General features: G+C 55.3%; 11 protein-coding genes and 2 pseudogenes. 1 reads left to right on the top strand and 12 read right to left on the bottom strand.

Features of this window, described 5'->3' with window-relative positions; all coding sequences use genetic code 11:
- Positions 1-342: 342 nt before the first annotated feature.
- The 5 genes and pseudogenes from BOW52_RS11735 to BOW52_RS11760 all read right to left on the bottom strand — a co-directional run bounded on the left by BOW52_RS11735 (position 343) and on the right by BOW52_RS11760 (position 9,567).
- Positions 343-1,656 (bottom strand): cache domain-containing protein, encoded by a 1,314-nt coding sequence (locus BOW52_RS11735; RefSeq protein ID WP_078484268.1) that lies wholly within the window; start codon positions 1,654-1,656, stop codon positions 343-345.
- 61 nt (positions 1,657-1,717) lie between these two features.
- Positions 1,718-3,886: a DNA helicase II gene (gene uvrD / locus BOW52_RS11740; protein WP_078484269.1), complete on the bottom strand. Its 2,169-nt coding sequence runs from the start codon at positions 3,884-3,886 to the stop codon at positions 1,718-1,720.
- 92 nt (positions 3,887-3,978) lie between these two features.
- Positions 3,979-6,660 (bottom strand): DEAD/DEAH box helicase, encoded by a 2,682-nt coding sequence (locus BOW52_RS11745; protein WP_078484270.1) that lies wholly within the window; start codon positions 6,658-6,660, stop codon positions 3,979-3,981.
- Position 6,661: 1 nt separating this feature from the next.
- Positions 6,662-8,366, bottom strand: a pseudogene (locus tag BOW52_RS11755) (site-specific DNA-methyltransferase).
- Positions 8,367-8,463: 97 nt separating this feature from the next.
- Positions 8,464-9,567, bottom strand: coding sequence for a Fic family protein (locus BOW52_RS11760; protein WP_078484272.1), 1,104 nt, complete (start codon positions 9,565-9,567; stop codon positions 8,464-8,466).
- 182 nt (positions 9,568-9,749) lie between these two features.
- Between BOW52_RS11760 and BOW52_RS17425 the strand changes: the two are divergent.
- A pseudogene (locus tag BOW52_RS17425) lies at positions 9,750-10,487 on the top strand (DUF938 domain-containing protein).
- 6 nt (positions 10,488-10,493) lie between these two features.
- On the opposite strand, the gene BOW52_RS11775 reads toward BOW52_RS17425, so the two are convergent.
- The 7 genes from BOW52_RS11775 to atpG all read right to left on the bottom strand — a co-directional run bounded on the left by BOW52_RS11775 (position 10,494) and on the right by atpG (position 18,706).
- The gene (locus tag BOW52_RS11775; protein ID WP_078484275.1) at positions 10,494-11,876 is read right to left on the bottom strand and encodes a KamA family radical SAM protein; all 1,383 of its coding nucleotides are present in this window, start codon (positions 11,874-11,876) and stop codon (positions 10,494-10,496) included.
- Between the two features lie 31 nt (positions 11,877-11,907).
- Entirely contained in the window at positions 11,908-12,180 is a 273-nt protein-coding gene (locus BOW52_RS11780) for a hypothetical protein (RefSeq protein WP_135622323.1), read from the bottom strand.
- Positions 12,181-12,495: 315 nt separating this feature from the next.
- Positions 12,496-14,325, bottom strand: a complete 1,830-nt coding sequence (glmS, locus tag BOW52_RS11785) for a glutamine--fructose-6-phosphate transaminase (isomerizing) (RefSeq protein ID WP_078484277.1) — start codon at positions 14,323-14,325, stop codon at positions 12,496-12,498.
- Between the two features lie 68 nt (positions 14,326-14,393).
- The gene (gene glmU / locus BOW52_RS11790; protein WP_078484278.1) at positions 14,394-15,758 is read right to left on the bottom strand and encodes a bifunctional UDP-N-acetylglucosamine diphosphorylase/glucosamine-1-phosphate N-acetyltransferase GlmU; all 1,365 of its coding nucleotides are present in this window, start codon (positions 15,756-15,758) and stop codon (positions 14,394-14,396) included.
- A 157-nt stretch (positions 15,759-15,915) separates the two neighbouring features.
- Positions 15,916-16,389, bottom strand: coding sequence for a F0F1 ATP synthase subunit epsilon (locus BOW52_RS11795; RefSeq protein WP_078484279.1), 474 nt, complete (start codon positions 16,387-16,389; stop codon positions 15,916-15,918).
- Between the two features lie 27 nt (positions 16,390-16,416).
- Complete coding sequence (atpD, locus tag BOW52_RS11800) at positions 16,417-17,793, bottom strand: F0F1 ATP synthase subunit beta (RefSeq protein ID WP_078484280.1); 1,377 nt, start codon at positions 17,791-17,793, stop codon at positions 16,417-16,419.
- Positions 17,794-17,842: 49 nt separating this feature from the next.
- Complete coding sequence (gene atpG, locus BOW52_RS11805; RefSeq protein WP_078484281.1) at positions 17,843-18,706, bottom strand: F0F1 ATP synthase subunit gamma; 864 nt, start codon at positions 18,704-18,706, stop codon at positions 17,843-17,845.
- Between the last annotated feature and the right edge of the window lie 6 nt (positions 18,707-18,712).

Genomic DNA, 18,712 nt, shown 5'->3' on the forward strand with positions numbered 1-18,712 from the left:
TTCTTCGTCGTCCGCTCGCGCTCTCAACTACGAATATGCAGACGGCGTCGACTATCGCGGACTAACCGCCTTCGCTTCGCTATCCATGGCGGTCAGCGATAGCATGCGCGATCGCCTGCTCACAGCGATCCTGCAGCAGGTTGCGGTTCGGTAGGCGGGTGATCGCGGATCGGTATTGGCCAGTTCACGCAGGTAGATCTCAGCGGTCTTGTGCACGGTAAAATCGGTGAAAATCCCGATATAGTTTACCAACCGACCGTGACGGTCGTGAATTGCCTTGATCGATAGCAGCTCAGGATAGATCGAGCCCTCCTTGTTACGATTCCAGATCTCACCCTGCCACTAACCTTTATGTTCAATCGCATCCCACATCCCTTTGTAGAAATCCTTATCGTGCCGACCTGATGCAAGCAGTGATGGCTCCTTGCCCATGATCTCACGCCTGCTGTAGCCGGTGATGGTGGAGAAGGCCTCATTGAGGTCGATTATTCGCAGCTCGGGATCGGTAATCACAACGCCGTTGGTGGCCGACTCCATCACCCGTGCATGGAGCTGTAAACGGTTCATGATCTGATCTTTATCGAGATTGAGCAGCGCGACATACCAGCCCCCCGTTGCGATGACACTGAATGCCAGCACAAAGGTGAGCAGATAGAGTCCCGTATGTTCGTTGTAAAGTAGGGCGATCGCCTCTTTCGGATAGTGCGAAACCACAAACCACTTATCGACCAGATGGTGTTCATCGTCATGATGAACCTGCTGATAACGCTCCGGCAAGCCAACCCGCAGTGCATAGTCGGCCACATGGATGGTATTAAAACTAAATAGACCCTCGTTCGACTCAACCTGCCCCTGGCTCGATTCACGCATCCGCGACCACTCTGCTGCAAAACGGTTAGCGAAATTCTCCTCGCCACCAAACATAAAGCTCCACTCATGTTTATGCTGGGAGTTGTATAGCCAAAAACCCTCGGCATTGAGCAGCGCCAGGTGGTTAACCTCACTACTCTTTATTCTGGCGAAGTTATCGATCAGCCGCTCGGCCAGATAGTTAAACACCAACACACCATTAACCTTGCCGCGGCTATCGCTGGTGGGTGTCGCAAAGCGAATGATCGGACGGTGCGGCTCTTCAATCACACCCTGTTCAACATTGAGATCGAGGGATGAGACATAGATCTCACCGGGTGCCAGCTTAATCGATTCACGGAAGTAGTAACGCCCTGACTTATCCTGAAGCGCACCCTCAGCAACCGCCTTGGCTCTTCCACCGCGGTACTCGATTCGTAGCTGCTCCCTTCCATTCCGATCAAGCCAGCGAATCTGATCGTAACGGCGCATATCCTGCGCGAAACGCTCCAATTCACCGACAACCCGGCTACGCCCCCACTGATCCTCACTAGCGATATAGGCCTGTAATGTACGACTTCCCGCAATGTATTCGAGATCAGGAATGATCCCTTCGATATCACGTTGTAATGAGTTGGTGGCCAGACGCACCTGCATCGCCTCACCGCTCTTGATCAACTTTAACTCGTGTCGGAGATCGACCACGTAGTAAGCGACAAAGGCACCGATCAGCGCGACCAGCAACGGCCAGAAGATCTTCAGGAAATAGGGAAGCACAACTCTAAATGGGTGTTTGGAGAACTCCACAGCGCCACCTCAAATTATTAGTCGCTCGAGCTGCCGCTCAAATCCATATGAGAGGTTATACCTAACACTGTACGAGATTTGCGTAGGCGAGTACCAGCCACTTACTACCAGCCGCTTCGAAATTAACCTGTACCCGTGCCTGTGCGCCAGAGCCCTCACAGTTAACCACCGTTCCCTCGCCAAACTTGGGATGCTCAACGCGCTGACCGACACTCATCCCGGTCTCATTCATCGAACTCGAGACCATGCTGGATCGCTGCTCAGAGCCATAGTGGGGACGCGTGACCGCCGCCCTCGGCCTCACTTCCGTAATCAATTCGGAAGGAATTTCACCGATAAAGCGTGACGGCATCGGATAGGTGTCGGAGCCGTGAATTCGACGCCGCTCGGCGTGACAGAGGTAGAGGATCTGCCGTGCGCGGGTGATACCGACATAACAGAGGCGGCGCTCCTCCTCGAGCCCTTCAGGATTCTCGCTGGAACGCGAGTGAGGGAAGAGCCCCTCTTCCATGCCACACATAAAGACCAGCGGAAACTCGAGCCCCTTGGCGGAGTGGAGCGTCATCAGCTGCACCGCATCTTCATGCGCGCCCGCCTGCTGCTCACCCGCCTCAAGTGCAGCGTGCGAAAGGAAGGCGTCGAGCTGACTCATCTGCTCATCCTCTTCGTAACGGAAACTGCGCGCGGCAGTGACCAGCTCCTCGAGGTTCTCAATGCGTGCCTCCCCCTTCTCACCCTTCTCTTTGCGGTAGAACTCAATCAGGCCGGTAAGGCCGATCACATGTTCCACCTGCTGCTCCAGCGCCATGCCGTCGCACTCACCTGCCAGCGTCTCGATCAGTTCAACAAAGCGCTGCAGTGCAGTCGATGCACGTGCCGGTAACCGCTTCTCATCAATCACCGCCAGTAGTGCCTGCCACAGCGTCATCTCACGATCACGCGCCAGATCACGAACTGCCTGTACCGTGCGCTCGCCGATACCGCGCGTCGGGGTGTTGATCACCCGCTCGAAGGAGGGGTCGTCTGCACGATTACTGATAATGCGCAGGTAGGCGAGTGCATTTTTAATCTCAGCACGTTCGAAGAAGCGCAATCCGCCATAAACACGGTAGGGGATACCGGCGACGATCAACGCCTCCTCAAGTACACGCGACTGTGCGTTGGAGCGGTAGAGCAGCGCTGCCTCTTCACGGCGCCCACCCTGCTCAATCCACTGCCCAATTCGCTCGGCAATGATGCGTGCCTCATCGAGATCGTTGTAGGCGCTGTAGAGGTAGATCGGGTCGCCCTCGGCATCCTCGGTCCAGAGCTTCTTACCGAGTCGGCCGCTATTGCGTGAGATCAGTGCATTGGCGGCGGCAAGGATATTGCCGGTGGAGCGGTAGTTCTGCTCCAGCCGCACCGTCTGCACCTGTGGTAGTTCACGGCCGAAACGGTGAATATTCTCAATCTGCGCACCGCGCCAGCCGTAGATCGACTGGTCATCATCACCCACCGCAAAGAGGGTAATCTTGTCACCCGCCAACACCCGCAACCAGGCGTACTGAATCGTATTGGTGTCCTGAAACTCATCGACCAGAATATGGCGGAAACGCTGCTGATAGTGCGTCAGCACCTCGGGGCTCTTTAACCACAGTTCGTGTGAACGCAGTAGCAGTTCGGCAAAATCGATCACTCCTGCGCGCTCGCAGGAGACCTCGTAGGCGGTGTAGAGCCGGATCATCTGCCGCAGATAGGGGTCGCTGTGATCCTCAATATGCTGGGGACGCAGCCCCTCATCCTTACGTGCATTGATAAACCACTGCACCTGTTTCGGCGGCCAGTGCGCCTCATCGATATCGAGTGAACGCAGTACCCGCTTAATCAGCCGATGCTGATCATCAGAGTCGAGTATCTGGAAGGTCTCTTTCAGCCCCGCCTCGCGCCAGTGGGTGCGTAGCAGTCGATGGGCAATGCCGTGGAAGGTGCCAACCCACATGCCGGAGCCGGGCATGTTGAGTAGTGCCTCGGTGCGGCTTCGCATCTCTGAGGCGGCCTTATTGGTGAAGGTAACGGCCAACACCCCGAAAGGGGAGGTACCCTCCACCTCCAGCAGCCAGGCGATGCGGTGCACCAGCACACGGGTCTTACCGCTACCGGCACCGGCCAGCACCAAAGTATGGTTGGGGGGTGCACTGACGGCTTCGCGCTGAGCATCGTTGAGGGGATCAAGAATATAGGAGACATCCATCGGAACATTTTACCAGAGGCGACACCGCATATTCAGACAAATTGGTGTGTCACGGTTACTACCGCAGCACGTATATCTACCATCGATACACCCTACAAAAGGGCGTCAATCGTGCTCCACTCTCTATCCTTCGTCATCACAAACCGGCAGCGACCATCGCTCATATTGGCCCACAGCTCACCCACCAACCGGTCCATCTTCACCTTGGGCACATCCCACTTGTCGCCACCCTTATATTCCACAATCAGGACAGTTCCATCGGGTAGCTTACAGACGAAATCGGGATAGAACTTACCATCAGACTTTTGCAGCGAGAATGACGAACCCTCACGGCGAACCAGATTACGCACCCAGAACTCAATCCTTCCTTTGTCCGCCTGCTGATCGAGCCACACCGCACACTCAAACTCTTCCTTGGAGTCGAAATCACCGATCCGGCTGTAGTAGTGGTGGCGGAAATCGTAGGGCTCGTATTGATCGGCATTGTCACGGCTTGGTGCGTAAGCATAGGGATTAAAGGTAAAGACAAACTCATCACTCACCGACACACGCTCATCGGCACCCTCTGTAAACAGCATCTCCTGATAGACACTGTTCGCCGCCTGCTTACGCATCGACCTGATACGTGCATCCAGTAGATTGCAGATCTCAAACTTACGCTGATTCAGCTTGGCCAGATCCATATTCGGTTTTTCCATCACATGACTCATCCAGGCGGCAACAAAGGCGCGTTTACTGTCATGACTCAGGGTCGGCTCGTGCAGATTACGACAGAACCATGTCGCCAGCTTCGCTTCATCCCAGTGCTCAGGCGTATAGACCAGACCCAGATCGCGCTGAAGGTCGGCGATGAAGTTCAGCTTCATCTTGCCAACATCTTCATCGATATCGAGATCACCACCACCCGCAACCCTCCCCATCAGATCGAGCCGTGCAAGCTCATCTCGGTTAGGGTGTGCATCGTAGGGAGAGAGTTCCCAGAGGTAGTCGAGCTGCTCCGGGTCCTCAAACAACTCAAGCTCACCCTGAAATCGTAGCGCCAGCTCGGGAACCTCAAAAGATACACCCAACTCCGCTGGGGTCTGGAAAAACTCAACGGCAGTCGTCCGACTCTCAACTGCTGCCGTTTCAATGGCCGTTACAGAGATATCCTCAACAACCGTTGCCTTGACCTCCTCAGCCTCCTCCTCACTCAACGGCTCGCTGATCGTCAACGTACTGCTCTTTGCATCCCACTTGAGCTTGTCTCGTGTTGCCTTGGGAATCTTCTTCAGTTCAGGCTTCTCTTTCAGCTCGACAACAACGGGGCGGAGCTTCGCGCGGTGAAGCCTGTTCTTATAATCAAACACACCCTGTTCGGGTTTGGCTGCACTCACAAACGCTGCCGCCTCCATTCGGTCGAAACCGGCCCCCTGCACCAGGCGGTCACGAAGCCCTTCGGCAGTAGCGTTAAAATCTCGCGAAACGACAAAAGCGTAGGAGCGATTGAGCGCCTCATGGCTGCGATGCTTCGCACCCGGCTGGCGCAGAATACGACCCAGTAGCTGCTCAACCGCCGTCGAAGAGTGGACCTCAGCCATACTCACCAACACATAGGCAAAGGGACAGTCCCAACCCTCGGCCAGCGCCTGCTGGGTAATGACAAACTTAACCGGACACTGCTCGGAGAGGATGCCTTGCTCATACTCGGCGTTGATCTTCTCCAGCCCCTTCTCGCCGCCGGTGGCGACCACTACCTCCGATTCTGGAATGCGGTGGTTCTCGATCAACTCGGTACGCACCCGCTCCACATCGAGCGTTTCTCGATTTTTGTAGTGCTTCTCCGCCTGTATCAAAACGATGGGACGCAGATAGGCTGCACCCTGACGCCTTTCACTCTCAGCAATGTTCTGCAGCTCCTCGCGCCGCGCGATCGCATCGGCCAGACACTGCTGCCAGTCGGGCTCCGATTCTAGACGGATCGGCAGCTTGATCATCTCTTCACCCTTCAGCTCAGCGGCGTAAACGCTGTGCAGCACATTACTGGGGTGCTTCTCGGTATCGGGCGTCGCCGTCAGCTCCATAATGCCACTGGGATTAAAACGACTCAGCGTCTCAAAGGAGAGATCGGTCCGGCTGTTGTGCGCTTCATCGACAATTACGAAGGGGCGGCGCAGGCGTAAGACATTGGCCAGCGAGTAGGGAACCACCCCATCCTCCTGCTCCAGATGTGCGCGCTGCTCCGGGTGCAGGTTATCGAAGTGGTGCATCAAGGCACCGCTCGACTCATAGACCTTGCGTATCTCGGTGTCATCCACCTGAAAGGCCTGGCGGGTAGTGACAATAATGGTGGTGGAGGTATCGAGCGTGGCGCGATTAACGCTCTTCGCATCATCGAGGTCGAGTACGGTAACGGGACCCGCCTCGCAGAGCGCCTGATGATAGGGATGGAAGCGATCCTTCAGCGCCCTTAACGTCTGCTCACGAATCGCATTACTCGGTACCAGCCAGAGAATGACACTGTGCTCCAGCCCCAACAAATGGGTATTGATCTGCGCAACCGACTTTGCCGCCAGCCAGGTCTTACCGCCACCGGTCGGCACGCGCAGACAGAAGTAGGGCATATCAACGGCAAAGCCATCAATGGGGCTGTACTGGCTACCGCGGTTCCATAATTCGAGAGTGGTCTGATAGAAGGCGGTATTGGCATTACCCATCGTGCGACAGTTACGAAAATAGTGCTCCACACTCTCCAACACCGCGCTTTGATAGTTCTTGGGGGTAAAGGCGGCCATGCTAAACCTCCAGTGCGTAGGGCGTCTGCTTGAACAGAATCCCCAGCTTATCGAGACGATTCTTACCCATGCGACAGGCGGCGGCGTAGATCACCTTGGGTCCGGCGAATTCGGGCATTACGTTGAGCACAGGCGTTGTCAGCACGTTGCCACCATCCACCGATTTATCTTTAAGAATACCGTTATAGAGCAGGTAGATGGCGCGCCCCTGATGGACGCCCAACAGCGGTGAATTCCCCTTACCAGAATATCCACTGCCTGTTTCAGCAAACCAGACGAATTCAGCTAACTGTGCAAAGGTGACATCGCTACGAATCTGACCCTCGGCATTGAAGAGAGGCTCTTTGCTCAGGCGGCAATATTGAAAGCCGCCACCCAACCCTTCGATCTCTTTTCCCTTTGTGTTGGTATAGCCACTGGCGACACGCCGTACCCGTTCGGCTGTAACGTCCGTTGCTATATCTGGAAGCATCTCAACCATGATGAATTTGCGATTACCACCATCCTCAATATTTTGCTTTAAAACAGCATGACCAGTTGATCCAGAACCAGCGAATGAATCCATAACTAATGATAGGGGAGTCGCTATTTTTGCGAGAGTTTGTTTTGGGCATCCAAGCCCAAGCAAACAGCAAAAACTTCACGCGACCGTTTATGCCTGCGGCGCCCCAGCGATCGCGATCAGTGCCTATCTGTATTATTCGCTGTATTAGACGTATTGGCTTTGGTGTAGTGAAGGGACTATTTTCAATAATTTCAAGCAAATGTGTTCGTGCTTCCTGTGTGTGACCACAATCATCGTAATGCCAAAATGAACGAGGAACGACCTTACCCATATCAGCAAGAAACCGTTTAAGTCTCGGCTTTTTAGACAAGCCATTTTTCCCCCACCATAGCTCATTATTTTTACTGTGTTGCTCATAGGTTGTTTGGTTGAATTTCCAAACTGCGGTTGTATTTGGCCAGATTTCTTCACCAGTTATTGGATGAGGAATTGGATAATATAAATTTGGCCTTTCATCTGCAGACTTATTGCAAGTATATGTGACTGAATTCCAAGGGCCGCGAGCATCATCGTCTGGATTTTTGTAATTATTCAACTGTTCAGGAGTTCTTTCTAACCGATTAAGTGACCAGTTAGTACTGCGTTTTGCATAAATCACTATTGATTCAGTATCACTACTAAAATGCTTGGCATCATTCGCAGGAGATACACGCTTAATCCAACAAATTGTTGCTATAAAGTTTTTCGCGCCGAAAATCTCATCCATGAGAAGGCGTAACTTAGCTACTTCATTATCATCAATTGAGATAAATATCGCTCCATCTTCCCGCAGGAACTTATTTAAGAGAACTAAACGTGGATACATCATACAAAGCCACTTGTCGTGCCTGCTGAGGTCTTCCGCCTCCTTACCAACCACCTCACCGAGCCATTTATTGATCTCAGGACTGTTGACATTATCGTTGTAGACCCACCCCTCGTTGCCGGTGTTGTAGGGAGGATCGATATAGATGCACTTCACCTTTCCGGCATAACGCGGCAGCAGTGCCTTCAGTGCATCGAGATTATCACCCTGAACGATGAGATTTCCGCTCTCTGCATCACCGTGTGAATATTTTTTCACCGGCTCCAACAAGCGGTAAGGCACCTCCTTGTGGTGTTTAACGACGGCCTTTTTTCCAATCCAGTCTAGTGTCGGCATGTTCTATTCTTCGTTCTCTCTGGAGTCGGAGTCATCGCGGCCAGTCTGTTCAACCATTATCGGTTCCAACACCGCACTGACTCCGTCCACTGTCGTTTCATACAAGCTGTTTGCGTTCCAGTGTGTTCAGTAGCTCAGCAAAGGTGAGAATCGCCGGGCGTCGGCCAGCAGCCTTACGTACGGTATCCAGAAGCCCTTCATCAAGCAGGCTTTTAATCAGTTTGTGCACCGTCGGTTTCGGCACATCTGCACGCCGCGCGATGTCGGCTGCCGTGAATATTGGGCGGTCAAAAAGTGCATCTACCAGCTGTGCGCTGTGGGGTGAATGAGTGATCTCACGCACCTGTAACTTGGTAACCTCGTAGAGACCCATAATCTCGCGCAGTATGTCCCCGTTTTGTTGTGCCTGCGCGGTTACCGCACGTAGGAAGAAGGCGCACCAACCGGTCCAGTCTTGTTGCTGTGAGATGGCGCGCAGGCGAGCGTAGTACTCGTCTCGGTGTGCTTCGAGGTAGGCGGACAGGTAGAACATCGGGTTGGCGAGTCGCCTCTTACTAAATAGGAACAGTGGAATCAGCAGACGTCCGATACGCCCGTTTCCATCTTTGAAAGGATGGATCAGTTCGAACTGTGCGTGAACAATAGCGGTCTGCACGATGGGGTCGATATCGTCGCTGTCGAGGTAGTGCTCCCACGCCTCAAGGTGGTCCAACAGTTGGAGCGGGCTGGGCGGGACGAATGTAGCCTCTTCGATCTTGCACCCTTCGGGGCCGATCCAATTCTGGCTTTTGCGAAACTCGCCCGGCTCTTTGTTGGCACCACGGACGCTGCTCATCAGGATGGCGTGAAGATCACGAATCAGGCTGAGTCGAATCTGTCGCTCTGCGACGCTCTCTTTTGCGAGCATCAGCGCCTTGCGGTAGTTGAGGATCTCCTGGATATCATCGCGCTTCGCTTCGTCATACACCTGCCCTGCCTCATGCTCCAGCACCTCTTCTACCGTTGCCTGCGTGCCTTCGATTTTGGAAGAGAGCACCGCCTCCTGATTGGTGAGCGGTGAAAGCATAACGGCCGGATTGACCACACCCATTAGCAGGCCGTCATATCGCGCCAGCGCCGCATTGGCTTCGCCCGCCACGGTAAAGAGCACGGCTTTATCCAGCTCACTGATGGGCAGTAACTCGGGTTGATAGGGCTGCACGTGATGTCCTTATACCAAGAAAGGAACTACCTTTTAGGTTGATTACGTATCTTACATTACGAGTTGTGATACACAACTACTTTTTGTGTCATCCCGATGATACACAACCACAACGCAGTGTGATTGTGTGTTAGCTTCCGTCGGCCACTTCACTTTTACCCCGACAACCGGCCGGAGCATCTATGAAACCCTACGCCGAATCGTGCGATCAGAACCGTGATGTGATCTTTGAAGTGATCCGCGAACACTTTGCTGCAGCTGAGCAGCTGCTGGAGATCGGCAGTGGTACCGGCCAGCACGCCATCTACTTCGCTGAGCGGTTGCCACATCTAAGCTGGCAAACCAGTGATCGACTTGAGAACCACGCCGGTATCCTTGCCTGCGCTGACCGCCATGGATAGCGAAGCGAAGGCGGTTAGTCCGCGATAGTCGACGCCGTCTGCATATTCGTAGTTGAGAGCGCGAGCGAACGACGAAGCTTGGGCTTGGACGCCCAAAACAAGCTTCCGCAAAAATAGCGACTCCCCGAGCGTGAAGAGGCGGGGCTTACCAATGTGTTACCGCCGCTCGATCTCGATGTCACCGGAAACTGGCCAAACGACCGCTATGATGCGGCCTTCAGCGCCAATACTGCACACATTATGCATCTGAACATGGTCGAATCTATGTTTACGGGAGTTGCCGAGGTTCTGAAGCGGGGTGGACGATTCTGTCTCTACGGGCCGTTTAACTACGAGGGGCGTTATACCAGCGAGAGCAATGCGCAGTTCGATCTCTGGCTCAAAGCGCGCGACCCGGGCAGTGCGATACGCGACTTCGAGGCACTCAATACGATGGCGGAGCAGGGCGGCATGACACTGTTAAACGATCACGCCATGCCGGCCAACAATCGGATTCTGGTCTGGGAAAAGGTGGGGTAGGGCGGACTACCAGTTCTGTCCGCTGGCCTTCTGCTGCATCTCATCGTACTCGGCCTGGTAGAAGAACTGTTCATCACCCAGCGCCGGTTCGAGCTGCTCAAGCCAGGTCGCCTGCTCACTATATTTGGCAAAGAAGGGACGCTGCACCCAGTCGGGATTACGCGCCTGAATGAAGCGCAGTACAAACAGCTCTTCACCATTTACTTCAGTCACACCCTGCACCTCAACCTTGCCCGGTCCGGCACTCATTGAGGGGCCGCGCACGGTACGCGCCACACCCGAAACGCGCTTCACCGCTTCACGGTAGATCTCCCAGGCACGCGATAGCGGTACCTCGAAGTAGCGCTTGGCGCCGGTATCGCGCTCCACGAACATGTAGTAGGGGATGATGCCGAGCTTCACCTGGGTGCGCCACATACGCGCCCACACCTCAGGATCGTCGTTGATATGTGCCACCAGTGGCGACTGACTACGGATGATCGCGCCGGTGGCACGGATACGGCGAACCGCCTCACGAGCAATCGGAGTCTCCAGCTCACGCCAGTGATTGAAGTGCGACATCACCGCGACGTGTTTGCCACCGTCGACCAGCTCCTTCAGCAGCGCCATCAACTCAGAGGCATCGGCGTCAGAGACAAAGCGCTGCGGCCAGAAGGAGAGCGCCTTGGTGCCGATGCGGATGGTCTGAATATGGTCGAACTCCGGCTCCAGCAGTGGGCGCAGATAGTCGGCCAGGTGTTTGGTCTTCATCACCATCGGGTCGCCACCGGTAATCAGCAGGTCGGTCACCTCTTGATGGTGTTTCAGATAGTGGTGCAGTGATTTCGCCTCGTGTGAGGAGATGCGTAGCGACTTGTCACCAACAAACTGCGCCCAGCGGAAGCAGAAGGTGCAGTAGCTGTGGCAGGTCTGCCCCTGGCTGGGGAAGAAGAGTACCGTCTCGCGGTACTTGTGCTGCATCCCCTCAAGCGCCTCACCATGCAGCTTCGGTACATTGAGCTCCTGCTGACCAGCAGGATGGGGATTGAGTTCCTGACGTAGCTCCGCCGCCAGTGCCTTGAGCTCCGCCTTCTCGGCACCGCTGCGCAGCAGCTCCGCCATCTGATCATACTGGCTGGGGTCGAGCATTCCGCGCTGCGGGAAGGTGAGCTGGAAGATCGGATCGTTGGGAATATCGCTCCAGTCGATCAGCTCATCAACCACGTAGCGGTTGACGCGGAACGGCAGCACATTGGCCACAACTCGCATCTCAAACCGCTGCGCCTCACTGAGCGTGGCAAGCTGGGGGATATCCTCCAGATGCCGCTCGGTGTAGACCTGAAACTTCTCGGTCTGAAAATGCTCGTTCCCTGATGCCTGAGTTGAATCCAGGTTAGCGCTTTGACTCATCGGCTACTCACACAGTTGTTGAGGGGGGGTGTTACGCCGGTACTGCTTCGGCGCGCGCTGCTGAGGCAAGCGCCTGCTTACTGGCTGGTTTTGGGCGGCTACCTGAGAGGTATGAGGCCATGCTGACGGTCGGGACCTTGGCGGAGTCGACCAATCCATGCATCTCACACTTCTCGCAGGCGCGTAGCTTAGTCTGGCCGCCTGCTGGCGCCTTACCAACCGGGCGTTTACGCAACTTCTGACAGTTGCTCACACCCATATAGGCGCCTTGAGGAATACAGAAAAACATTAGCTCCTTAGACACTACAAACTCCTTAATAAACGATTCATTACAATAACAATCGAGATAAAAACAGCCCGCCTCCGCAAACCTGGCGGAAACCTCACGCATATCAGGGGGGTCACATCTTCGGTAGCAGCTCTACTGCTGTGCTCCGATTTGGCACTCGATTGTCGTCCAGAGGCTCTCCGGCCCTACACCACGCCCCACTCGGCGCTCAATACTTCTCGGCTCCCTCTTCACAGCGCAACATTCCAAATCGCGCCATCTCCTATCGAAAAGGGCCGGACACCTTACCATTTGCGGCAAAAACAATCAAATCAATGAGTTAGTGAAGGGTTACTCGACTGTGACCGATTTGGCCAAATTACGTGGCTGGTCGACATCGGTCCCCTTAAGGACGGCGACATGGTAGGCGAGCAGTTGTAACGGAACGGTGAAGATTATTGGCGCGACATGATCGCCAGCCGGCGGCACGACGGTAACGTGAACACGCTCCGACTTGCTCATACCGCTAGCATGATCGGCAAAGACGTAGAGCTCGCCTCCGCGTGCACGCACCTCTTCGAGGTTCGCCTTGAGTTTCTCCAGCAGTGCATCGTTGGGCGCCACGGCGATGACCGGCATCTCCTCATCGACCAGCGCCAGCGGCCCATGTTTTAGCTCTCCTGCCGGGTAGGCCTCGGCGTGGATATAGGAGATCTCCTTGAGCTTCAGTGCACCCTCCATCGCCACTGGGTACTGCACACCACGTCCGAGGAAGAGGGCGTGCTGCTTGTCGGTAAAGCGTTCGGCAAGCTGATGAATCTCATCATCCAGTGAGAGCAGATCCTCGATATGGCTCGGCAGTGCGAGCAGCTGCTCGACGATCTTAGCCTCACGCTCACTATCGATCCGGTAGCGCCGACCGAGCGAGACCACCAGTAACAGTAACGCTACCAACTGGGTGGTAAACGCCTTGGTCGAGGCGACACCGATCTCTGGACCGGCTCGTGTCATCAGCGACAGATCGGCCTCACGCACCAGAGAACTCTCGGGTACATTACAGACCGCCAATGATGCGCCATATCCCCACTCCTTGGCCGCACGCAGCGCTGCCAATGTATCGGCGGTCTCACCCGACTGAGAGATGGTGACAATCAACGCCTCGGGATCAGGAACAGGATGTCGATAGCGAAACTCGCTCGCCACCTCGACTCGACAGGGGATACCCGCCAGACCCTCGAACCAGTTTCGCGCTACCTGTCCGGCATGGAAGCTGGTGCCACAGGCGATAATCTGTATCCGTTTGATGCGGTCGAAGATAGCCTCCGCCTGCGGACCAAATGCCGCCTCCAACACCTTGCCTCCCGCCAGTCGGCCCTCCAGCGTCTCGGAAATCGCCATCGGCTGCTCATAGATCTCTTTGAGCATGTAGTGACGGAACTCACCACGATCAGCCACATCAGGCGCAAGATCGCTCTCTTTGATCGCGCGTTCGACGACGTTACCCGCTGCGTCGTAGATGGTAACACTCTCGCGTGTCAGCTCGGCGACATCACCCTCTTCGAGGAAGATGAAGCGTCGGGTAATCGGTAGCAGTGCCGAGATATCAGAGGCGATCAGATGTTCACCAATTCCGATACCGATTACCAGTGGACTACCGCGGCGCGCCACCACCATCCGGTCATCCTCACCGGGTGTGATCACGGCCAGTGCATAGGCACCTTCGAGATCTCTTGAGGCCGACTGTACTGCGGAGAGCATGCTCTCACCCTGGTCGAGATAGTGGTGCAGCTGGTGTGCAACGACCTCTGTATCGGTCTCTGAGGTGAACTCGTAACCGCTGGCCAACTGCTCAGCCCTTAGTCGTTCGTGATTTTCGATAATGCCGTTGTGAACCAGTGCGACACGATTGCGACACTGATGGGGGTGAGCATTTTGCGAAGCGGGACGGCCATGGGTAGCCCAGCGGGTGTGGGCGATACCGATGGTGCCACTGATCGGCCTTGCCTTCAGTTCAGTAGCAAGTACCTCAACCTTACCCACGGTACGACAGCGCTGCAGCCCTTCACGATCAACCACTGCAAGTCCAGCCGAGTCATAACCACGATACTCAAGGCGCCGCAGCCCCTCCAGCAACAGAGGTACAACATCCCGTTCAGCTATGGCACCAACAATTCCGCACATTTCACTCTAATCCTGACAGGCGATAGACCTATGAAATTGAATCTCAGAAGGGAGCTCGCTTACAGCGACTACTTCTCTTTTTTCGGCCGTTTCCAGCCACTGACAATCTTCTGTTTGCTCCGAGTCAGACTCAGTTCACCCGGAGGGGTGTCACGGGTAATGGTCGAACCTGCACCAATGGTGGCACCCGCACCGATCTCGACCGGCGCAACCAACTGCGAATCTGAGCCGACAAAGACATCGTCACCGATGATGGTGCGATGTTTGTAGGCGCCATCGTAGTTGCAGGTGATGGTACCGGCACCGATGTTGACCCGACTACCGATAGTGGTGTCGCCCACGTAACTGAGGTGATTCACCTTACTGCCACTGCCAATCACCGATTTTTTGATCTCAACAAAGTTGCCGATATGGGTGTGGTCTGCGAGATGCGCCTCGGGTCGGAGGCGAGCAAAGGGGCCGATACGACTCTGCTCACCGATAGTGGCGTCCTCAAGCACGCAGTTGGCCTGAATTTCGACCCCATCGGCGATATTACAGTTTCGAATCACGCAGCTTGGTCCAATGGTGACACCATCACCTAAGGTGACTGTTCCTTCGATGACCGCATTCACATCGATAACCACATCGCTACCAAAACTCAGTTCGCCACGCAGATCGAAACGCGCCGGATCTCTCAGCCCCAGACCCTCACGCATCAGTCGCTGCGCTTCACTCAGCTGGTAGTGGCGCTCGAGCGTAGCGAGCTGTGCTCGATCGTTCACACCCTGCACCTCTTCGATAGAAGCTGGGGCGAATGTCTCGATTTCAACCTTGTCTCGAACAGCAAGGGCGATGATATCGGTCAGATAGAACTCGCCCTGCGCATTGTTGTTCTCGAGCTCAGCCAACCAGCCACGCAACGCCTTCGCATTGGCGGCAAGAATGCCGGTATTGATCTCATCGATCTGCTGCTCCGCCTCACTGGCATCCTTCTGCTCAACAATGCGCAGCACCTTATCGTCAGCATCTCGCACAATGCGGCCATAACCGTGCGGATTATCCAGTCGGGTGGTGAGCAGTGACATTACAGAGCTTGAAACCGGCTCACACATTGCTTGCAGGGTAGCGCTCTCAATCAGGGGTACATCGCCGTAGAGCACCAGCACACTATCTTCATCGGCAATGCCCGGCATCGCATGCTCAACCGCATGGCCGGTACCGAGCTGCTCGGCCTGCTCCACCCACTCGAGTGTTTCATCGGCCAGTGCCTCACGCACCGATTCACCACCGTGACCGTAGACCACAACGGTCATATGCGGATTAAGCGACTGGGCGGCGCGGGTAACAAACTTGAGCAGCGGCCTTCCGGCCAGGTCGTGCAATACCTTGGGGAGCTTGGAGCGCATCCGCGAACCCTTACCTGCGGCGAGCACAATGACACTGAGATTCATGGTTATAGATCAGCTCTTCTCTAACGAAACGCTATTGTAACGTTGCTGGCACTCGTAAACATACCTGCAGAAACAGAAACGGCGCGCAGTGTTGGCTGCGCGCCGTTTCAATAGGAACTACCAACGCTGACCGCCATGGATAGCGAAGCGAAGGCGGTTAGTCCGCGATAGTCGACGCCGTCTGCATATTCGTAGTTGAGAGCGCGAGCGAACGACGGAGAAGACGCAGATGTTCAATGGTACGCAGCTGCGCCACGGCTTCGGCCAGTTCGGCCTGGGCGCGAGCGTAGTCGATATCGCTCTCACGACTCTTCATCGCCTCTTCGGCACGCTGCTTGGCCTCAATCGCGGCGGCCTCGTCGACATCCTTGGCGCGCAGCGCGGTATCGGCAAGTACCGTTACCACATGCGGCTGGACCTCGAGCATTCCACCGGAGACGTAGAAGAACTCATCCTCACCACCGTCGGTAACAATACGAACCTCACCCGGCTTGAGCTGGGTCATCATCGGCGTGTGGCGTGGATAGATACCCACCTCACCCATAATCGCAGGTGCGTGGACCTGCGCGACGGTGCCGGAGTAGATCTCCGCCTCGGCGCTGACGATGTTGACATGCATGGTCATGGACATTTTATTCCACCCCCTTGAAGTACTGATTTAGAGGGATTTCGCCCGCTCAACTGCCTCATCGATAGAACCGACCATGTAGAAGGCCTGCTCTGGCAGATGGTCATACTCACCCGCAACGATCGCCTTGAAGCCGGCGATGGTGTCTTTGAGTGAGACGTACTTACCAGCCGCACCGGTGAAGACCTCAGCAACGAAGAAGGGCTGCGACAGGAAGCGCTGGATCTTACGAGCGCGAGATACTGTCTGCTTGTCATCTTCGGAGAGTTCATCCATACCGAGGATCGCGATGATGTCACGCAGCTCCTTGTAGCGCTGCAGGGTACCCTGAACAGAACGGGCAACCTCGTAGTGCTCGCTACCAACAACCAGCGGATCGAGCTGACGGCTGGTTGAGTCGAGCGGATCAACCGCTGGGTAGATACCGAGCTCTGCGATCTGACGCGAAAGTACAACGGTCGCATCAAGGTGAGCAAAGGTGGTTGCGGGTGATGGGTCGGTCAAGTCATCCGCCGGTACGTATACCGCCTGGATAGAGGTGATCGATCCGGTCTTGGTTGAGGTGATACGCTCCTGCAGTGCGCCCATCTCCTCAGCCAGAGTAGGCTGATAACCTACCGCTGAAGGCATACGACCCAGCAGTGCCGAAACCTCGGTTCCCGCCAGGGTGTAACGATAGATGTTATCGATGAAGAGCAGTACGTCGCGACCCTCGTCACGGAAGTACTCAGCCATGGTCAGGCCGGTCAGCGCTACACGCAGACGGTTACCGGGTGGCTCATTCATCTGACCGTAAACCAGCGACACCTTATCGAGTACGCTCGACTCCTTCATCTCGTGGTAGAAGTCGTTACCCTCACGAGTACGCTCACCAACACCGGCGAATACTGAGTAGCCGCTGTGCTCAATAGCGATGTTACGGATAAGCTCCATCATGTTGACGGTCTTACCGACACCGGCACCACCGAACAGTCCAACCTTACCGCCCTTGGCGAAAGGACAGACCAGATCGATAACCTTGATGCCGGTCTCGAGCAGCTCGGTGCTGGCTGAGAGCTCTTCGTAGGCAGGTGCCTTACGATGAATACCCCATTGCGTCTCCTCGCCAATCGGTCCCGCTTCATCGATTGGATTTCCGAGTACATCCATGATGCGGCCCAGGGTCTTGGTGCCGACCGGTACGCTGATAGCTGCACCGGTATTGGCTGCCTCCATTCCACGCTTAACACCGTCGGAGGTACCCATGGCAATGGTACGAACCACGCCATCACCGAGCTGCTGCTGAACCTCAAGGGTCAAGCCAGCCTCACCAACCTTCAGCGCATCATAGATCTTCGGCATGGCATCGCGTGGAAACTCCACGTCAATAACCGGTCCGATGATTTGAACAATTTTTCCAGAACTCATCTCAGTTCCCCTTAAATAATACTAAATTCTTTATGCAACAGAGCCGTCATTAAACAGCGGCCGCGCCGGCTACAATCTCTGAAAGCTCTTGGGTGATCGCTGCCTGACGGGCCTTGTTATAGGCCAGCTGCAGTTCACCGATCAGGTCACCGGCGTTATCGGAAGCAGCCTTCATGGCCACCATCCGCGCCGCCTGCTCACAAGCGATATTCTCAACCACACCCTGATAAACGATCGATTCGACGTAGCGCATCAACAACTGGTCGAGTACATCCTTGGCATCGGGCTCATAGATATAATCCCAGTGGTGCTTCAACCCCTCTTGCAACTCCTCGGCCTTGATCGGCAGCAGCTGCTCGACCTGGGCATCCTGAGACATGGTGTTGACGAACCGGTTGTAGACCACATGCAGCTGATCGATCTCACCCTTGTTGAACGCATCGAGCATCACCTTAACGGTGCCGATCAGCTCTTCGAGCCGGGGTGAATCACCCAGCTGGCTGACCTCTGAAACAATGTTGCCACCCACGCGCTTGAAGAAACCGAAGCCCTTGGAACCGATAGTGCAGAGATCAACCTCAACACCCTGCTCCTGCCAATCCTTCAGTGCCGTCACACCCGCCTTGAAAAGGTTGGTGTTCAGACCGCCACACAGACCACGATCGGTGGAGACGATAATCACGCCTACACGCTTAACCTCGCGAGCCACCATGTAGCTATGGCTGTACTCCGGGTGTGCCTGTGCCAGATGGCCGATTACTCGGCGAATGTTCTCCGCATAGGGACGGGTCGCAGTCATGCGATCCTGTGCCTTGCGCATCTTGCTGGCGGCCACCATCTCCATCGCACGGGTGATCTTCTGAGTGTTCTGGACACTCTTGATCTTCGTACGTATCTCTTTACCGCTTGCCATCGAGAG

The sequence above is a fragment of the Solemya pervernicosa gill symbiont genome (assembly GCF_002020875.1).
Taxonomy (GTDB): domain Bacteria; phylum Pseudomonadota; class Gammaproteobacteria.